The sequence below is a fragment of the Bordetella genomosp. 5 genome (genome assembly GCF_002261315.1).
In the GTDB taxonomy this organism is placed as follows: Bacteria; Pseudomonadota; Gammaproteobacteria; order Burkholderiales; family Burkholderiaceae_B; genus Bordetella.
Map to the genome: position 1 here is coordinate 239,541 of NZ_NEVP01000010.1, position 17,643 is coordinate 257,183.

A 17,643-nucleotide genomic window follows, 5' to 3' on the forward strand; every position below is an offset into this window, starting at 1 on the left:
AGATCATGGAGACAACCCAACCCGCGCGTTCGCGCATCCGCCTCGTCGCGGCGGCCCTGGTAGCGAGCGTCTGCGCCGCGCTGCCCGTGGCCGCGCAGGCCGAGTATCCGGACCGCCCCATCAATCTGATTGTGCCGTTCTCGCCTGGCGGCGGGACCGACATCTCGGCGCGCCTGCTCGCGGCGGCGCTGCAGCAGAAGCTCGGCGCGTCGGTGGTTGTCGACAACCGCCCGGGCGCGGGCGGCCAGATCGCCGCCGACCTGGTGGCGCGCGCGCAGCCCGATGGCTATAGCCTGCTGTTCGCGAACTCAGGCATGCTGGCGATCAACCCCTGGATCTACAAGCTCAACGCCGAGCCGACGAAGGCCTTCGCGCCGGTGTCCTTGTTCTCCGATCTGCCCTTCGTGCTGGTCGTGCCCGCGACCCTGCCTGCCAAGAATGTGCAGGAGCTGGTCGGCCTGGCGCGCAATGCGCCTGGCAAACACACGTTCGCCAGTTCCGGCACGGGCGGCGCACCGCACCTGTCCGGCGAGATCTTCCAGCAGGCGACCGGCACCGAGCTCATGCACGTGCCCTACAAAGGCGGCGGTCCCGCCATGACGGATCTCATGGCCGGCCGCGTCGACATGTTGTTCGCGTCCGTGCTCGAGACCATGCCGTACGTGAGCGCGGGCAAGCTGCGGGCGCTGGCCGTCACCGGCGCGGCGCGATCCCCCGCCATGCCCGATGTGCCCACGATCGACGAGGCCGGCGTGCGCAATGCGCAGTCGGGCTCGTGGACCGCCGTCCTGGCGCCGGCCGGCACGCCGCAGCCGGTGATCGACAAGCTGTCGCAGGCCATCCGCGACATCGCGGCCGATCCCGCCATGAAGGCCAAGCTCGAGGCCCAGGGCGCGGTGGCGCATGGGTCGACGCCGAAGGAACTGGCCGACCTCGCCGCCCGCGAACGCGCCCGCTACGGCGAGATCATCAAGAGCCGGAATATCCAGACCAATTGAGCGCACGACCGCGGCGCCGAGTGGCTTGTCTCGCTCGGCGCTGCCCGACTTTACGCTTCGCCTCTTCTTTCAATCCACCAAGCTGCACGCCATGACCGATACCCCGCGCCAAACCTCGACCGAGATTCTGATGGTCGGCCCCCTGTTGCCCGATCTGATCGCCACGCTCGAAAGCCGCTATCGCGTGCACCGGCTCTGGGAGGCGCAGGACCCGGCGGCGTTCCTGCGCGAACACGGCGCACGCATCCGTGGCATCGCCACCAGCGGCCGCTTCGGCGCCACCCGCGAGCTCATCGACGCCCTGCCCGCGCTCGAGGGCATCTTCAGCTTCGGCGTGGGCTACGACAGCATCGACATCGAGGCCGCGCGCGCACGCGGTGTCGTGGTGACCAACACGCCGGGCGTACTGGATGCCTGCGTGGCCGATACCGCGCTCGCGTTGATGCTCGCGGCCACGCGCCGCATCGCACAGGCCGACCGCTTCGTGCGCGCCGGCCGATGGACCAAGGAAGGCTTCGAGCTCGGAACGCGTTTGACCGGCAAGCGCTGCGGCATCGCCGGGCTGGGCAACATCGGCCGCCAGATCGCGCGCCGCGCCGAGGCCTTCGACATGGAGATCTCGTATTTCAATCGCAGCCCGCGCGCCGACGCGCCCGCGCATTACCGCTATTGCCCCGACCTGCGCACGCTGGCGGCGCAATGCGATGTGCTGGTGCTGGCGGTGCCCGGCGGCGCGGACACCCGGCATCTGGTCGACGCGGCCGTACTGGACGCGCTCGGCCCGAAGGGCTGGCTCATCAACATCGCCCGCGGCACCGTGGTCGATGAAACCGCGCTGGTGCGGGCGCTGGTCGAAGGTCGGATCGCCGGCGCGGGGCTGGATGTGTTCGAACACGAGCCGCAGACGCCGCCCGAACTCAATGCCATGGACAACGTGGTACTGCTGCCGCACATCGCAAGCGGCACGCACGAAACCCGCCGCGCCATGGCCGACCTGATGCTGGCCAATCTGGATGACTGGTTCTCCGAGGGCCGCGTGCACACGCGCGTCGTCTGAGCACGCGACAGTAGGCTGGCGAGGCGGGTTTGCGGTATCGTGCGCTCACCTCCACCACGGATCTCAGGATTTTCATGAGCGACATCGATACCGGCGACCTCGCCCCGGGCGCCGCGGCGCCGCAGACGGCCGCGCAATCCGGCCCGCAGGCCGACGCCTTTCTGCAGTTTCTGGTCAACCTCGTCAACAGCGGCACCGCGCTGCAGAGCGTGGGCGTCACGCTGCAGATCGACGGCATGCTCGTCGCAGGCCATATCGTCTCGGGCGCCGAATACTTCGACCGCTTCGCGGTGGCGTTCTCCGACGCGCTCACGGGTGAGCAGGCGGGATCGCGCGAAGCCGTGCGCACCGCGCTGGCCGGGTTCGGCGATGTGTTCCGCCAGGAGCAGCCGGCATCGCCGCTGCCCAACTACATTCACCTGACCAACGCCCAGTTCTTCACGACCAATGGCGAGCCGATCTCGCATCAGCCCGTGCTGTGGCGCGGCCGCCTGGCGGAAGTCGACGGGTTCGTGCTCGGCAACCTGCAATGGACGAACACGCCCGCCGGCAATAGCTGATCGTCGTGTCGCCCGACGGCCCCGCGCGGCACCGCCGCGCGGGGCCGTTTTGCGTTCAGCGCTGGAGCGCGCCGTCTTCGACGACCACGCGCTCCAGGCGTTCGAACAGGACGGGGTCCGTGTGGCCTCCCGCCTCCTGCGCCATGATCGTCATGATCTCGTCGTGCGCGAGCGCGGGCCGATAGACGCGCGGCTCGCCGAGCGCATCGTAGATATCGCAGACCGTCAAAATCCGCGCGCCCAGCGGAATGTCGTGGCCCCGCAAGCCATCGGGATAGCCGCTGCCGTCGAAGTGCTCATGGTGCCAGCGCACCAGCGCCGCGACCTCCTCGCCACGCGGCAGGCCGGCCAGCCGGACGATCTCCTCGCCGATCACCGGGTGCTGCTGCATCACCTTCCATTCCGCGTCGTCGAGGCGGCCGGGCTTGTGCAGGATGGCGTCCGGCACGCCGATCTTGCCCAGATCGTGCAGACGCGCGGCGAGTGCCAGCGGCGCGAGGTCGCGTGCCCGCACGCCGCTGCGCCGCGCCAGCCCCAGCACGAGGCGATTCACGCGATCGCAATGGTCATGGCAGGCGATGTCACGGGCCCGCACGACGGCGGACAGGGCGGCGCTGGCGGGATGCTCGGCGGAAGCGGACGATGAAAGCGGATCGGACAAGGGCGAACTCGGGCACGACGGAACAACAAGCCGCGATTATCCCGGGATTTTCTCGAGCCTGCCAAAACACGCGGCCGAATATAAAAAACACAAAATAGAAAAATGCGGCGACTGCAATAATCAATTCAAAGCAATTTACTTTGATGCGCTCATTTGCTCACCTATGCGCAATATTTCCGACCTTGCCGTAATATTTCCTTACCGAATTGGGGCGATTCGGGCAGGTGGCCCAGACTCGTAAATAAGCGGATTTTTAAGGGCTTTTTTGCGATTTTCGCTTCCTATCCAGCAAGAGACTGCGTTACGATACGCTTCAGCATCACCCCTGTTACATAGCCCCGACGTAACCATTCCGTCGTCGCTGTAACAAAAAAATAAAACGAATGCCACAGGAAGCACCTCCCACCGGAATTCCAAAATTCCGTTCGGCAAGATAATCCTCGAGGGCGAAGCGAATATTCATGCGCGCGTATCAGACCGCGCATTCCGGGGATGCACGCCAGGGGATTTCCATATATTCCCGGCACCTGCAAGACCGAGGCACCGTACCTGGCTTACACCAAGATCAGCCACGTTTGCACATCGCTACTTCCGGGAGTCATGATGAATCGCCACTTGCTGTTCCCATCGATCGCTACGATGTCGCCCGCCCGGACCCGCCAAGGCGGGACGCGGGCGCAGCCAGGCCGTCACGTCGACCGCCGTTCGGCGCGCTGAGCGCCACACGCCGCAATTCGCCGGCACGCGCCTTGGCGCTGGCCGGCAGCCTGAACGGGCGTGCCTCACCGCACGCTGCAGGCACGTATTGCGCCCGACGCAGACTCCGCCGTGACTCTCTCACTCAGCGCCACTCAAGTCCTCACACTGGGCAGCCCCGCGATTGCCCTGGTGCTGTCGGGCTGTTTCCTGTGCATCTGGAGATTTTTCGACCGCCGGTCGTATCTCCCGATGCTGGCGCTCGCCTTTCTGTTTTACGCCGCCGGCGCGGTGATGCAGATCCTGGCCTGGCCGGTAGACCCGGAGATGAACTCCGCGCTCTCCGCGGGCATCTATCTGGCCAGCATCGGCTGCATGGCCGCGGGCATTCTGCGGCGCTACGGCGTGCGCGCCGAACTCGCGCTGACCGCCGCCTGTGTGCTGCTGTTCGGGGCGGTGGCCTACTACCACTTCGGCAGACCCGACCTCAACGGCCGCACGTACACTCTGAATTTTGGCATCGGCACCGTGCTCTGCGCGGCCGCGTGGCGCATCCGCCGCGCGACGCGAACCACCCGCATCGACCGCTGCATTTTCTGGGTGTTCGCGCTGTTCGGCATGAGCTTCTTTCCGCGCACGCTGCTCACCATGGCGCTGCCCTTGCCCTTCGTACCCAACGTGGTCGGCAGCGCGACGTTCTGGTTGCTGCTGCAACTGACCCTGGTGCTCACGGGCCTGATCCTCGCGCTGGCGCTGCTGGTCGCGAGCCTGGCGGACATGATCGCGCGGCTGCGCGACGACCGGGACATCGACGGGCTCACCGGCCTCTGGAACCGGCGTGCGCTCGACGAGCGCGCGGCCGCGATGATCGGTCACGCCGGCCTCGCCGAGCACGCCCTACTCCTGATCGACATCGACCATTTCAAGTCCATCAACGACCGCTACGGCCACGCCACCGGCGATCATGTACTGAAAGTGTTCGGCGGCATCATCCGTGACACCGTCGGCGCGGACGGACTGGCCGGCCGCGTCGGCGGTGAAGAGTTCGCGGTCGTCGTGCAGCGCGACGTCGACGCGGCCCACGAACTGGCCCAATGCCTCGCCGACCAGCTGCGCGAGGTGCGGCTGGCCGAGTTCGCGCACGACCACGTCATCACGGCCAGCACGGGCATATCGATGCTGGTGCCGGGTGATAACGTGTCCAGCTGGATGCGTCGTACCGACGCCCTTCTCTATCAGGCCAAACGCGACGGCCGCAACCGCGTGGTTCGCCAGAGCCCCGACGCCGTCTCCGAATTCGGCATGACCTGATACCGCGCATTTCGCCCGCGCGGCGCGCAGCCCGCGCCCGCGGCCATCTCCATCCCGCCCGCGCGGCTCGAAGCCGCCGGGCCATACGTTGCTCCGATTCTCCGCCGTGCCCAAGCTCTCCACCGAACTTCTTGCCCAACGCTGGAAAGAAACCTGCGCGCCTTACGGCGCCACCGAAATTGCCCTGGCCCAGACCCTGATCGAGGCCAACACCGTCGTACTGGCCGATTACTTCTACAACCGGATGCTGATCGACCCGAACGCCGCCTTTTTCCTGTCGGACCAACTGGTGCGCAACAAGCTTCATGCGTCGATGCAGGACTGGCTGCGCGCCGTATTCGCCGCCGCGCCGGGCGGCCAGTTCGAGCAGGCCGTGGCGTTTCAGCGCCGCGTCGGCGAGGTCCATGCCCGCATCGAGATCCCGGTGCACCTGGTCATGCGGGGCGCACGCGCCCTGATCCGGCGCATGCACGAGTTGCTCGCCGCTCACCGCGATATCGACCTGGACACCCTCATCCAGACGTCGAAGTACATCAACGACGTCACCCTGATCGCGATCGAGATGATGTGCCATGCCTACGCCGTGTCGCACGACCGCAATGCACGCGCCGAGGAAGGCTATCGCCTGCTGGCGCTGTCGCAGAACGTCGGCGCCGAAAAGGAACGCCAGCGCGCCGCGCTGCTCGACTGGGAGAACCAGCTGATGTTCGGCCTGTCGGTGGGCCAGCAATGGCGCGAACTGCCGCGACTGGGCAAGTCGGAGTTCGGTCTGTGGTTCACGCACAAGGCGGCGCATGCGTTCGACGGATCACCGGAAGCGCGCGACGTGCGCGGCCATATCGAGGCGATCGACCAGCGGCTGGACCGCATTCGCGACGACAGCGGTGAGGCCGCCGAGCGCATCGAATTGCTGCATGCGGTGCGCGACACGACCAAGGCCATCGGCTTTCTGGTGGACGATCTGTTCGAGCAGGCGAGCAATCTCGAATCGGGCCGCGACACGCTGACCCATCTGCTCAATCGCAAATATCTGCACGTGGTGATGAGCAAAGAGGTCGCCTACGCCCGCAAGACGGGCGCGCCGCTGTCGGTGCTGGTGGCCGATGTGGATCACTTCAAGAAGATCAACGACGAGCACGGCCACGACGCGGGCGATCTCGTGCTGCAGCAGACCGCCTCGCTGATCTCCTCATACAGCCGCGGCGGCGACTACACCTTCCGGCTCGGCGGCGAGGAGTTTCTGGTGGTGCTGGTGGACGCCGGCGCGAGCCAGGCGCTGAACGTGGCGGAATCGCTGCGGCGCCGGGTCGAAGACAAGGCGATGGTGTTGCCCGATGGCGCCCATGTGCGCATTTCGCTCAGCGTGGGCGTGGCCGCCCATGACGGCCATCCCGACTATCAACGGCTGCTCAAGCGTGCCGACCGGGCGCTGTACTGGGCGAAGGACGAAGGGCGAAACCGCTGCGTGCTGGCGGACGACCGCCATGACCCGAACCTGCACGGCGACGAGGGCGCCTGGCAAGGGCCGCCCATCGAAGCGCGCTAGATCAGTGGCTGCTGGCCTTCCAGTTGCCTTCGGGCTGGCGGCAGAACCAGAAAGACCAATCCTCCTTGCCCCCGCTCTGCGTGAAGCGGCCGTGCAGCATGCGGCAACGATCGGCTTTCTGGGTCTGGGTGGTCTGGGACGGCGTGAGCGCCACGCTGACGGGCGCGCGGCCACGCTGCTTCGTGCTGGTCCAGTTCGTGGTCTGGCCGTCGGCCGAATCGTTGAGCGCCTGGCTGACGGCGGCGCGGAACGAGGGCAGGTCGGCCTTCGGGATATTGACGATAATGCTGTGGTTCAGATACACGGGCGGGGCTGCATGCACGGGCGCGATCACGCTCGCGAGCAGCAACAATCCAGCAAAAACCTTGGGGCCAGTCATGACTCACTCCTCAGGCAATCTGAACGGGCACTATATACCAAGCCCGTGACCACTTTCACATTTTTGCGAGTGTCTCACTCGCCTCTGAATTCGCTCCGGAAGTTGCCTTCATGTACGACCTGATCAAGCTGGTTGCCCTGTTCGCCGTCACGGCGCTCTTCGAGATCGTGGGCTGCTACCTGCCGTGGCTGGTCCTGAACCAGGGGCGATCCTATTGGCTGCTCGTGCCGGCGGCCGTCGCGCTCGCGCTTTTCGCCTGGCTGCTCACGCTGCACCCCGCCGCGGCCGGGCGCACTTACGCCGCCTATGGCGGCATGTACATCGTGATCGCACTCGTCTGGCTGCGCGTGGTCGACGGCGTCGAGCTCACCCGCTGGGACGCCGCAGGCGCGGTGCTGGCGCTCGCCGGAATGGCCGTGATCGGCCTGCAGCCGGCACGCGCCTGAGTCGGCCTCGCGCGGCGGCGAGGCCGCGCACGACTGGCACCCTGCAACGACACGGGCCGGCTGAAACAGCCGGCCCGATCACACGTCTTTATTCGGTATCGCGCGCCCGCGCGGGTATGGGCGGCGGTGCCGTGGGCACCTCGGCGTCGCGTGCCTCCGACCCATCGGCATGGGGCGGCGCGAACAGGTCCCAGCACGCGACGAACAACGCGGCCACCAGCGGTCCGATCACGAAGCCGTTCAGACCGAACAGCGCCATCCCGCCGAGCGTGGAAATCAGCACGACATAGTCGGGCAGCTTGGTGTCCTTGCCCACCAGCACCGGGCGCAGGACGTTATCGACCATGCCGATGACCAGCACCCCGAACGCGATCAGCACCACGCCCTGCCAGATCGCGCCCGTGAGCAGGAAGTAGATGGCGACGGGAGCCCAGATGAGGCCCGCGCCGATCGCGGGCAGCAGCGACAGGAACGCCATCACGACGGCCCACAGCAAGGCGCCCTGGATGCCGAGCACCCAGAAGATCACGCCACCCAGCGCGCCCTGGCACGCGGCCACGGCGATGTTGCCCTTGACCGTGGCGCGGATGACCGTCGTGAACTTGCGGAACAGATGCTGCTTCTGGTGCGTCTCGAGGGGCACGGCCGCGCGCAGGCGGGCCGACAGATGCCGGCCATCGCGCAGCAGGAAAAACAGCAGGTACATCATCACGCCGAACCCGACCAGGAACTGGAAGGTGTCCTGACCGATGTTGACGAGCTGGGTCGCGAAGAACTGGCTCGCCGCCATGGCACCCGAAGACAGCTTTTCCTGGATGCTGCCGAGGTCGGCCAGATCGAAGCGCGCCAGCATGTCGTGCACCGAGGCCGGCATCGCGTCCATGGCCTGCTGGAAATAGCTGCCGAAGTTCAGGTTGCCCGACTTCATGCGCTGATAGAGACTGGCGCCCTCCTGCACGAGCGAGCCCGTGATGGCAATGAGCGGCAGGATCACGAGCAGCAGCACCATCAGCAGGGTGATCAGCGCCGCCAGGTTGTTGCGCGTGGGCATTTTGGCGAGCACGCGGCGATGCACGGGCGCGAAGATGATGGCCAGGATGGTGCCCCAGAACACCGCCCCGTAGAACGGCCAGAGAATCCAGCCGAACGCGATCGTCACCAGGATCAGAAGCGCGATGAAGGTGCGGTTATGGAGCAACGTGGGCTGATTCATGGGTAATCTCGAGTGCGGCAAGCCGCGGTCGCGTAATTGTATCCAAGCGCCTTGTCAGCGCGCACACGATTGCGGGTTCAGCGCGCAATAGCGTTGCCGCGCCTGGCCGAGTTCATCGGCATGCTGGTTGAAGGCGGCCAGCCGCGCGTTGAGCGCGTCGCGCACCGACGGGTCGCGCACCTGCGTGAGCGGCCCCTTCGTGGCGATCTCGCCCTGTCGCAGCGCGACGAAATCGGCGGCGTCCAGCGCGCTCGCGAGCGTCGACTCCAGCAGCGGCCAGAGCGGCTCGAGCTCCCGCGCCGGCCGTTCCACCGCGGCCTCGAAAGCCTGGTCGTACACGGTCTTGAGCTCGGCGGCCTGCATCAGATCGGCACGTGCCTGCCTGGCCTGAGCCAGCGCACGGGGCAGATCCGTTGCCTGCCGGTGCACCTCGGCCCGCAGGTTGAGCCATTGCGCGCGGCGCTCGAGCAGTTCTTCGACGGTGTGCACGCTCAGCGTCTGGGTGGCCTCGTCCGAGGTGCGCAGGGCACCCCGAACGCTGGCCTGGAAGACCGTGAGCACCTCATAGTGCTTGTCGTAGCCACCGATAGCCTCGCGCAGCTCCGGCGTGAGCGGCGGCGCGATCACGCCCTGCATGACCACGACGTGATCGCGCAGAAAGGCAATGAAGGCGGCGCGCTCTTGCGGCTCACGATTGACGCAGGCCACCAGAAGGCCAGCGACCACGATGCCGCAAAGGCCACGGGCAAGCGCGCGCCAGCGTGGCATTGAGAACAACGGACGAACCACAAAATCGAGCACGGGCATACACCTGCGGCGCCCCTCGGCAGCCAAAAAAAGGGATGCATCGAGCTTAGCGCAGCGCCCGGGCCAGCCTCCCATTCGCCCAGACTTTGTTGCCATCGAATCGCTCTGTGACACGGCCGGCGCCTAGCGCCGTTCGAGACCACCGGACGCCGGGTGAGCGCGCGCGATGCCACCTGTCGCGTGCCTGCCGGCCGGCGTCGCGCTCGGCACCCTGATGCCGAGCGCAAACAAAAGCCTTGACAGAACAAAGGCTTAGAGATATGATCGCAGTCTTGCCTGTATTCTTGGCGCGGCCGGCATGCATCTCATGCACCGGATTACGCCAACTTCCTGGCCCTGCGCCCTGCATCACTGCCATTGCAGTACCGCACCCGCAGCACGCCGCCGCAAGCGAACGACTTCTCTCGATCGACCTTCTCTCGATCGACCCTCTTTCGGATAGCACCGTCAGAAGCATGGCCTCCAACCCCACAGAGGCCTTGCCAGAGCATCGTTTACCGGCACCCGCTTCGAATCTCGTCGCGTCCGACCCCGAACCCGAACCCGAACCCGCCGCGCTACCCGCACACCCCGCGCTCATTTGCGTCACGGGAATGTCGTTCAAGCCGTAGCGACCGCGCACCCTACTCCGATAACCATCCCGGTGCGCAAGGGCAGCTCGAAGACGTCGCGCTCGATTTCCAACCCAGCCAGGGCGGCTTAGCCGACGTGGCTTTTAAACCTCGTGCGACTCACCCAACGCACGAGCAGGCCGAGTTCCGCGTGTTTCCAGAACGCGACCCGCCCGGCCTTGTGGCGCGCCTTTTGCCATCGGCATCGGACGCGCCTGTCGACCGCTGCACTGTGCAGCGGGTCCGTCTCTGTCCCGACCCTCCGTGGTCAGAACGGCGACACCCCGGCACCCGCCGGAGCCAGGAGGTCGGCGCCCGCCGCCTCCGAAGCATCCCGCACTGCCGTTTCCACAACTAGAACTTGAACGAGGAAACTCATGAATTCGCTTTTCAACATTAAAAATCTCGTGCGCCGCGCAGATCGCTCCGCACTCGACAACATGCAGATCAACGTGGGCGATGTCGTCCATCTGCAAGTGGCCGATGGCCCCGCCATTCGCGCCAAGGTGATCTACAACGCGCCGTACAACGGCACGACCACCTACACCACCGACCTGGTGTGCGCCGGCAACGGCGCCGGCGCTCGCGCCGCCCGCATTCGCTTCCGTCACGAACACGTGCATCGGATCGAGTCCGTACGTCACCAGCAACACGCGTAAACGGCCATGGCTGCGTGCTAAAGTGCGGCGATCTATCGCCGCCCTTTACCCGCCATGTCCGCTTCCGCCGTTCGTATCTGGGATCTCCCCACCCGACTCTTTCACTGGGCCCTCGCCACCTGTGTGATCGGCGCCCTGGTCACGGTGAAACTGGGGGGCCTCTATATGGACTGGCACGTCCGATTCGGGCTGGCCACGTTCGGCCTGATCCTGTTCCGCCTGATCTGGGGCTTCGTCGGCCCGCGCTACGCACGGTTCACCACCTTCGTGCGCGGCCCGAGCGCGTTGCGCGACTACCTGCGCGGCGCGCGTCAGGCCGGGCACAATCCGCTGGGCGCACTGTCGGTCATCGCCATGTTGCTGGTGCTGGGCTTTCAGGCCGCGAGCGGTCTGTTCACCACCGACGACATCATGATCCAGGGCCCGTTGTATAGCTACGCGAGCGAAGACCTGGCGGCCACGCTGACGTCGCTGCACAAGCAAAACGAATGGATCATCTACGGCCTGCTGGGCCTGCACCTGCTGGCGGTGCTCTGGTATGCCCTGGTGCGGCGCCAGCGGCTGGTGCGCGCGATGATCACCGGCAACGCCCCGGTCCACGAGCTGCCGCTCGACACCACGCCCGCGCGCGATGGCTGGGGCACGCGCTTGGCGGCGCTGGTGCTGGCCGTTGCCATCACCGCCTTCGTCCTGTGGCTGCGCACCCTCGAGGTCGTGCCGAGCTACTGAACCCGAGCCTCCAAAGACAAACGCCCGTCGGCATCGCTGCCAGCGGGCGTTTTTCATTGCGGTGCCAGAAATCCGGTGGGGCTCCTGACGCTGCGGCGTCCGATCACTTCTTGCGATAGGCGTCGTGACAGGCCTTACAGCTGGCGCCCACATCACCGAATGCGGCACGCACCTTGTCGAGGTCACCCGCGTCGGCGGCAACCGACAGCTTATTGACGTTGTCGATCAGACGCTGTTGCTTGGCCTTGAAATCATCGGCGTTGCTCCAGATCTCGGGCTTGGCGTCGCCGCCTTCGGTGCCCGGACCAAACGCGGCCCAGGGCAGCGTGGCGAGCGTCTTGAGGACGTCCACGTTGGCCTTGATCTGGGCGGCATCGTAAGGCGCCTGGCCGCGCACGACGGGCTGCATGCGGCCGAAATGCGATGCGATGAGTTTGAACGAGGCTTCGCGGTACTTGACCGCATCCTCGGCCTTGGCGAACTGGGCATGCGCCGGCGCGATCATGAGCGGCGCAAGCGACGTACAGACGAGCGCGGCAATCGCGGACAACTTCTTCATGGGGCTCTCTCCTGAGACGGCAATGGGACCCGCTGGCACGGCCCTCAAGAGGCCATGCCAGCGTGGCCACACTATACCGTTCGGGCGAGCTTCGCGGCCAGTCCGATATAGCTGCGCGGCGTCATGGCGAGCAGGCGCGCCTTGGGCTCTTCGGGCAGCTCGAGACCGGTAATGAACTCGCGCAGACCTTCTTCGTTGATGCCCTTGCCACGGGTCAGGGCCTTGAGCTGCTCGTAGGGCTGGGGCAGGCCATAGCGGCGCATGACAGTTTGCACCGGTTCGGCCAGGACTTCCCAGCACGCATCGATGTCGGCGTCGATCGCGGCCGCGTTGACCTCGAGCTTGCCCAGGCCACGCATGCACGAATCCCACGCGACCAGGCAGTAACCCAGACCCACGCCCAGGTTGCGCAGCACCGTGGAATCGGTCAGGTCACGCTGCCAGCGCGACACCGGCAGCTTCTCGGAAAGGTGACGCAGCACGGCGTTGGCCAGCCCCAGATTGCCTTCGGAGTTTTCGAAGTCGATCGGGTTGACCTTGTGCGGCATCGTGGAGGAACCGACCTCGCCTTCTTTCAGGCGCTGCTTGAAGTAGCCCAGCGCGATGTAGCCCCAGATGTCGCGATCCAGGTCAAGCACGATCACGTTGGCGCGCGCGATGGCGTCGAACAGCGCGGCCATCCAGTCGTGCGGTTCGATCTGGATCGTGTGGCGGTTTTGCGTGAGACCCAGGCCGGCCAGGACCTTGCGGCTGAACTCGGGCCAGTCGATCTCGGGATAGGCCGACAGGTGAGCGTTGTAGTTGCCGGTGGCGCCATTGAGCTTGGCGAGCGGCTCGACGGCCTCGATCGCGCTCACGGCACGCGCCAGACGGGCGGCCACGTTGGCGAATTCCTTGCCCAGCGTGGTGGGGCTGGCGGGCTGGCCGTGGGTGCGCGAGAGCATGGGCTGGTCGGCCTGAGCGGTGGCGATCTCGTTGAGCTTGGCGACCATGTCGCGCAGGCGCGGCACCACCACCTGATCACGCGCGCGAGTGAGCATCAGCGCATGCGAGGTGTTGTTGATGTCTTCGGAGGTGCAGGCGAAGTGGATGAACTCGGCCGCGCGCGCCAGCTCGGCGTCGTCGGCCACGCGCTCCTTGAGCCAGTATTCAACCGCCTTGACGTCGTGGTTGGTGACGCGCTCGATGTCCTTGATGCGCTCGGCATCCGACTCGGAGAAGTCGCGCACGAGCTGGGCCAGGCGCTCGCGGGCGGCCGGCGTGAAGGACGGCAGCTCGGGCAGGCCGGCATCGGAGAGCGCGATCAGCCACGCCACTTCGACCTCGACACGATGGGCCATGAAGCCGGCTTCGGACAGCAGCCCCCGCAGCGCATCGCCGCGCGACGCGTAGCGCCCGTCGAGTGGCGAAAGGGCATTGAGTTGGGTAAGCTGGGCGGCAATCTGCATGATCATCAAAAATAGCGGTTGGGAGGCGGGCCACGATTTTATCACCCGCCCTTCTGTAACAATCTGGCGTCGCCCGGATTGGCCCCTGCGACAAATGGGGGTCGGTCCTGCGCTATACTGCGCCCGCTTCGACTACGCCTTACAAAAATGAAACTCATCGGCTCGCTTACCAGTCCTTACGTGCGCAAAGTGCGCGTCGTCATGGCGGAAAAAAAGCTGGATTACAAGCTCGAGCTCGAAAATGTCTGGTCCGCGGATACGCAGATCCAGCAATACAACCCGCTGGGCAAGGTTCCCTGCCTGGTGATGGAAGATGGCGGCGCGCTGTTCGACTCGCGCGTCATCGTCGAGTATCTCGATACCCTGTCTCCCGTGGCGCGGCTGATTCCGCAGTCCGGCCGCGACCGCGCGGCGGTCAAGTGCTGGGAAGCCATCGCCGACGGCCTGCTCGACGCCTGCGTGACGATCGTGCAGGAAAACAAGCGTCCGGCCGCCGAGCGCAGCGCCAGCTGGATCGAGCGTCAGTACGCCAAGATCCACGCCAGCCTCGACGCCATGAACAACAGCCTCGGCGACAACGTGCATTGCATGGGGGTGAACTACACCCTGGCCGACATCGCCGTGGGCTGCGCCCTCGGCTATCTCGACCTGCGCTTCGCCGAGCTCGATTGGCGCGCATCGCAGCCCAACCTGCTGCGTCTGCACGAAAAGCTGAGCGCGCGCCAGTCGTTCATCGACACGCTGCCGCCCACCGCCTGACCTGAACGACGCAGGGCGCTCGCGCCCCGTCATGCAAAACGCCCCGGATACCGCATTGCGGCGTCCGGGGCGTTTTGCATGGGGCCTCGGGCAGGCCGGGCAGGGCCCCACCCTCACCCACGGCGCGCCCGTGGGCGCGCCGCCGCCTCGTCAGGCAAATGCCTGCCAGGCCTTGAACAGCATGTAGGCCGCCAGTGCGAACAGCAGGAAGGCGAACACGCGCTTGAGCGTGACCACCGGCAGGCGATGCGCCATGCGCGCGCCGAAGGGTGCGGTCAGCACGCTGGTGCAGATCAGCGCCAGCAGCGCGGGCCAGTAGATGAAGCCCAGCATGCCGGGGCGCGAGATTTCTTCGTTCAGGCCCGAGATGATGTAGCCCACGCTGTTGGCCAGCGCAATGGGAAAGCCCAGGGCCGCCGACGTGGACACCGCGGTATGCAGCGCCACGTTGCACCACACCATGAACGGCACGGACAGAAAACCGCCGCCCGCCCCGACCAGCCCCGACAGGAAGCCGATACCCGCGCCGGCCGCCGTCGTGCCGACCACGCCCGGCATCTGCCGGGTGGGCTTGGGCTTCTTGTTGCGCAGCATGCTCCAGCCCGAGTAGCCGACGAAGATCGCGAACACCAGCGAGAGCCAGCCCGTATTGAGGGCGGCGAAGACCGCGCCGCCGGAAATCAGGCCGCCGATGATGATGCCGGGCGCCATCGCCCCGACGATCTTCCAGTTGATCGTGCCCTTCTGCTGGTGCGCGCGCACGCTCGAGACGGACGTGAACAGAATCGACGTCATGGAGGTGGCGATCGCCACGTGCACGACCAGATCGGGCGCCATGCCCTGCCAGGTAAACAGCATGGTCAGGAACGGCACCAGCAACATCCCACCGCCGATGCCCAGCAAACCTGCAGCAAATCCCACCAGCGCGCCCAGCGCCAACAGGCAAATCACCAACGTCACATCCACGACCTTCCCCTCTCTATCGATTTATGAAAATCGGGGCCCGCCATCGCTGGCCGGCCCCTTGGAACCTGTCGGTCTTCCCCTCGAAGACCGGCATTGCAACATCGCAGCCACCGTCGGGTGGCCACGCGTCAGGCGATGATGCCACCGCCCAAACAAACTTCGCCATCGTAAAGCACCGCGGATTGCCCGGGCGTGACGGCCCACTGCGATTGCGCGAACTCGAGCGTGAATCCCTCGCCGTCGGCCTGCGCCAGCCGGCACGCGGCGTCGGTCTGGCGATAGCGGGTCTTGGCGCCGAACCCTCGCGCCTCGGGTGCGTGTCCCGCCACCCAGCTCGCATCCTGCGCGTTCAGGCGGCTGGACAGCAGCCACGGATGATCGTGCCCCTGCACCACATAGAGCGTGTTGTTCTCGAGGTCTTTGCGCGCCGAGTACCAGGCGTCTGCCGTGCCGTCGTCGCGCTGGCTGCCCTTCACGCCGCCGATGCCCAGGCCCTTGCGCTGGCCGAGCGTGTAGAACGACAGGCCGTGATGCGTGCCCACGCGCTTGCCCTCGGGCGTCAGAATCGGACCCGGCGCCGTCGGCAGATAGCGATTCAGAAACTCGCGGAAGGGCCGCTCGCCGATGAAGCAGATGCCCGTCGAGTCTTTCTTGGCGGCATTGTGCAGGCCGATCTCGTGCGCGATGCGCCGCACCTCGGTCTTGTGCAGCTCGCCGAGCGGAAACAGCGTGCGCGACAGCTGCGCCTGGTTGAGGCGATGCAGAAAATAGCTTTGATCTTTCGAGGCGTCGAGCGCCTTGAGCAACTGGTATTCGGTGCCCTGCCCGCCGGCCGCCTCGACCGCGCGCACGCGCGCGTAGTGGCCGGTGGCGATGTGCTCGGCGCCCAGCGCCATGGCGTGATCCAGGAATGCCTTGAACTTGATCTCGGCATTGCACAGCACATCCGGGTTGGGCGTGCGGCCCGCCGAGTATTCGCGCAGGAAGTCGGCGAACACGCGGTCTTTGTACTCGGAGGCGAAATTGACGAACTCGAAGTCCACGCCCACGAGATCCGCGACGCTCGCGGCATCGAGCAGATCCTGGCGGGTGGAACAGTATTCGGAATCGTCGTCGTCTTCCCAGTTTTTCATGAAAAGGCCGACGACCTCATAGCCTTGTTGTTTGAGAAGCCAGGCCGTGACCGACGAATCGACCCCGCCCGACATCCCGACCACGACGCGGCCTTTCTTGGTGGAGGTATGAAGCATGATGACTCTATTTTAGTGCGATGGCGTCCGTGGCGGCCGGCACGGGCTCGGCCGCGCGCGACACCTCCATCAGCCAGGCCCGGAATGCCTGCAGCGTGGGCAGGTTGGCCTTCTGCTCCGGGTAGCACAGGTAGTAGCCCTGGCGCGCCCGGATGGGCAGCTGAATGGGCACGACGAGCTTGCCGTCGCGCAGCTCGTCCTCGATCAGACAGCGCGGAATCAGCGCAATGCCGAAGCTCGCGGCCGCGGCTTGCGACAGCAGCGAGTATTGATCGAAGCGGGCGCCTTCGAGGCTGCGGCGCGTGTCGCAGCCGGCCTGCTCGAACCACTCGAACCAGCCCTCGAGCGCCGAGGTGTGGTGCAGCAAGGGATAGCGCAGCAGGTCGGCCGCGTCGTCGCAGCCCTCGGCAATGAGACGCGGACTGCACACGGGCACGATCTCGCGGCCCACGATGTAGTCGGCGCCGCTGCCGGGCCAGATACCCTCGCCGAATCGCACGGCCGCATCGAGCTCGGGCGTGGAAAAGTCGTAGCCCTGCCGGTGCGGCATAAATTCGACGTGGATATCCGGACGCAGGCGATTGAAGGCGATCAGCCGCGGAATGAGCCAGCGCGCGCCGAAGGTCGGCATGGCGGTGAGGTTGAGCGTGCCGCCGCGCCCCTGGTGGGCGATGAGCTCGACGGTGGCGGCCTCGATCTGCGACAGGCCCGCCTGCACCTTCTTCAGATAGCTGCGGCCCGCCTCGGTCAGGACCAGCCCTTGCCTGATCCGCAGGAATAGCTCGACACCGACGAACTCTTCCAAATGTTTCACTTGTTTGCTCACGGCGCCCTGCGTCACGCAGAGCTCCTGGGCGGCGCGGGTAAAACTGCTATGCCTGGCAGCCACTTCGAAGGCCTGCAGGTCGGTCAGCGAGGGACAGAATCGACGCATACTTCGCAATACCGCCAGATTTGCTTACAGCTCTGGCATGAGTAAAAGGAATAG

Annotated in this window: 18 protein-coding genes; 9 read left to right on the forward strand and 9 right to left on the reverse strand. The window is 66.0% G+C overall.

The window, feature by feature from the left end; genetic code table 11:
• The first annotated feature begins 5 nt into the window (after positions 1-5).
• The 3 genes from CAL25_RS16550 (at position 6) to gvpU (ending at position 2,615) form a co-directional block, all read left to right on the forward strand.
• Complete coding sequence (locus CAL25_RS16550; RefSeq protein WP_094802219.1) at positions 6-998, forward strand: Bug family tripartite tricarboxylate transporter substrate binding protein; 993 nt, start codon at positions 6-8, stop codon at positions 996-998.
• A gap of 91 nt (positions 999-1,089) precedes the next feature.
• Positions 1,090-2,055 (forward strand): 2-hydroxyacid dehydrogenase, encoded by a 966-nt coding sequence (locus tag CAL25_RS16555; RefSeq protein ID WP_094802221.1) that lies wholly within the window; start codon positions 1,090-1,092, stop codon positions 2,053-2,055.
• Between the two features lie 74 nt (positions 2,056-2,129).
• Positions 2,130-2,615 (forward strand): gas vesicle accessory protein GvpU, encoded by a 486-nt coding sequence (gvpU, locus tag CAL25_RS24435; RefSeq protein WP_249279118.1) that lies wholly within the window; start codon positions 2,130-2,132, stop codon positions 2,613-2,615.
• 55 nt (positions 2,616-2,670) lie between these two features.
• Here gvpU and CAL25_RS16565 read toward each other — a convergent pair whose 3' ends face one another.
• Complete coding sequence (locus tag CAL25_RS16565; protein WP_094801979.1) at positions 2,671-3,276, reverse strand: HD-GYP domain-containing protein; 606 nt, start codon at positions 3,274-3,276, stop codon at positions 2,671-2,673.
• An 828-nt stretch (positions 3,277-4,104) separates the two neighbouring features.
• Between CAL25_RS16565 and CAL25_RS16570 the strand changes: the two genes are divergently transcribed.
• Both CAL25_RS16570 and CAL25_RS16575 read left to right on the forward strand, forming a co-directional pair.
• Entirely contained in the window at positions 4,105-5,283 is a 1,179-nt protein-coding gene (locus CAL25_RS16570; RefSeq protein ID WP_141217942.1) for a GGDEF domain-containing protein, read from the forward strand.
• 106 nt (positions 5,284-5,389) lie between these two features.
• Positions 5,390-6,829, forward strand: coding sequence for a diguanylate cyclase (locus CAL25_RS16575; RefSeq protein ID WP_094801983.1), 1,440 nt, complete (start codon positions 5,390-5,392; stop codon positions 6,827-6,829).
• A gap of 1 nt (position 6,830) precedes the next feature.
• Here the strand turns inward: CAL25_RS16575 and CAL25_RS16580 are convergent, their stop codons facing one another.
• On the reverse strand, positions 6,831-7,208 hold the full coding sequence (locus CAL25_RS16580) for a hypothetical protein (protein WP_094801985.1): 378 nt from the start codon (positions 7,206-7,208) through the stop codon (positions 6,831-6,833).
• Positions 7,209-7,318: 110 nt separating this feature from the next.
• On the opposite strand from CAL25_RS16580, the gene CAL25_RS16585 reads away from it, so the two are divergent.
• A complete protein-coding gene (locus CAL25_RS16585) occupies positions 7,319-7,654 on the forward strand; it encodes a YnfA family protein (RefSeq protein ID WP_094801987.1) in 336 nt (111 codons plus the stop codon).
• 88 nt (positions 7,655-7,742) lie between these two features.
• On the opposite strand, the gene CAL25_RS16590 is transcribed toward CAL25_RS16585, so the two are convergent.
• Together CAL25_RS16590 and CAL25_RS16595 are read right to left on the reverse strand one after the other, a co-directional pair.
• Positions 7,743-8,867 carry an AI-2E family transporter gene (locus tag CAL25_RS16590; protein ID WP_094801989.1) on the reverse strand — a complete coding sequence of 375 codons (1,125 nt, stop codon included), beginning with the start codon at positions 8,865-8,867 and terminating at the stop codon, positions 7,743-7,745.
• Between the two features lie 54 nt (positions 8,868-8,921).
• Complete coding sequence (locus CAL25_RS16595) at positions 8,922-9,593, reverse strand: DUF3053 family protein (protein WP_170948515.1); 672 nt, start codon at positions 9,591-9,593, stop codon at positions 8,922-8,924.
• Between the two features lie 1,069 nt (positions 9,594-10,662).
• Here CAL25_RS16595 and CAL25_RS16600 point away from each other — a divergent pair.
• Together CAL25_RS16600 and CAL25_RS16605 are read left to right on the forward strand one after the other, a co-directional pair.
• Entirely contained in the window at positions 10,663-10,944 is a 282-nt protein-coding gene (locus CAL25_RS16600; protein WP_094801993.1) for a hypothetical protein, read from the forward strand.
• 54 nt (positions 10,945-10,998) lie between these two features.
• Positions 10,999-11,673 (forward strand): cytochrome b/b6 domain-containing protein, encoded by a 675-nt coding sequence (locus CAL25_RS16605; protein WP_094801995.1) that lies wholly within the window; start codon positions 10,999-11,001, stop codon positions 11,671-11,673.
• 103 nt (positions 11,674-11,776) lie between these two features.
• On the opposite strand, the gene CAL25_RS16610 is transcribed toward CAL25_RS16605, so the two are convergent.
• Positions 11,777-12,232, reverse strand: coding sequence for a c-type cytochrome (locus CAL25_RS16610; RefSeq protein WP_094801997.1), 456 nt, complete (start codon positions 12,230-12,232; stop codon positions 11,777-11,779).
• Between the two features lie 71 nt (positions 12,233-12,303).
• A complete protein-coding gene (gene purB / locus CAL25_RS16615; RefSeq protein ID WP_094802224.1) occupies positions 12,304-13,680 on the reverse strand; it encodes an adenylosuccinate lyase in 1,377 nt (458 codons plus the stop codon).
• Positions 13,681-13,827: 147 nt separating this feature from the next.
• Here purB and CAL25_RS16620 point away from each other — a divergent pair, with 147 nt between their 5' ends.
• Positions 13,828-14,439: a glutathione S-transferase gene (locus CAL25_RS16620; protein WP_094801999.1), complete on the forward strand. Its 612-nt coding sequence runs from the start codon at positions 13,828-13,830 to the stop codon at positions 14,437-14,439.
• A gap of 150 nt (positions 14,440-14,589) precedes the next feature.
• Here the strand turns inward: CAL25_RS16620 and CAL25_RS16625 are convergent, their stop codons facing one another.
• From CAL25_RS16625 to gcvA, 3 genes are all read right to left on the reverse strand, one after another.
• Positions 14,590-15,405, reverse strand: a complete 816-nt coding sequence (locus CAL25_RS16625) for a sulfite exporter TauE/SafE family protein (RefSeq protein ID WP_094802001.1) — start codon at positions 15,403-15,405, stop codon at positions 14,590-14,592.
• Between the two features lie 128 nt (positions 15,406-15,533).
• On the reverse strand, positions 15,534-16,655 hold the full coding sequence (mnmA, locus tag CAL25_RS16630; RefSeq protein WP_094802003.1) for a tRNA 2-thiouridine(34) synthase MnmA: 1,122 nt from the start codon (positions 16,653-16,655) through the stop codon (positions 15,534-15,536).
• A 7-nt stretch (positions 16,656-16,662) separates the two neighbouring features.
• The gene (gene gcvA, locus CAL25_RS16635) at positions 16,663-17,589 is read right to left on the reverse strand and encodes a transcriptional regulator GcvA (protein ID WP_094802005.1); all 927 of its coding nucleotides are present in this window, start codon (positions 17,587-17,589) and stop codon (positions 16,663-16,665) included.
• Positions 17,590-17,643 lie beyond the last annotated feature (54 nt).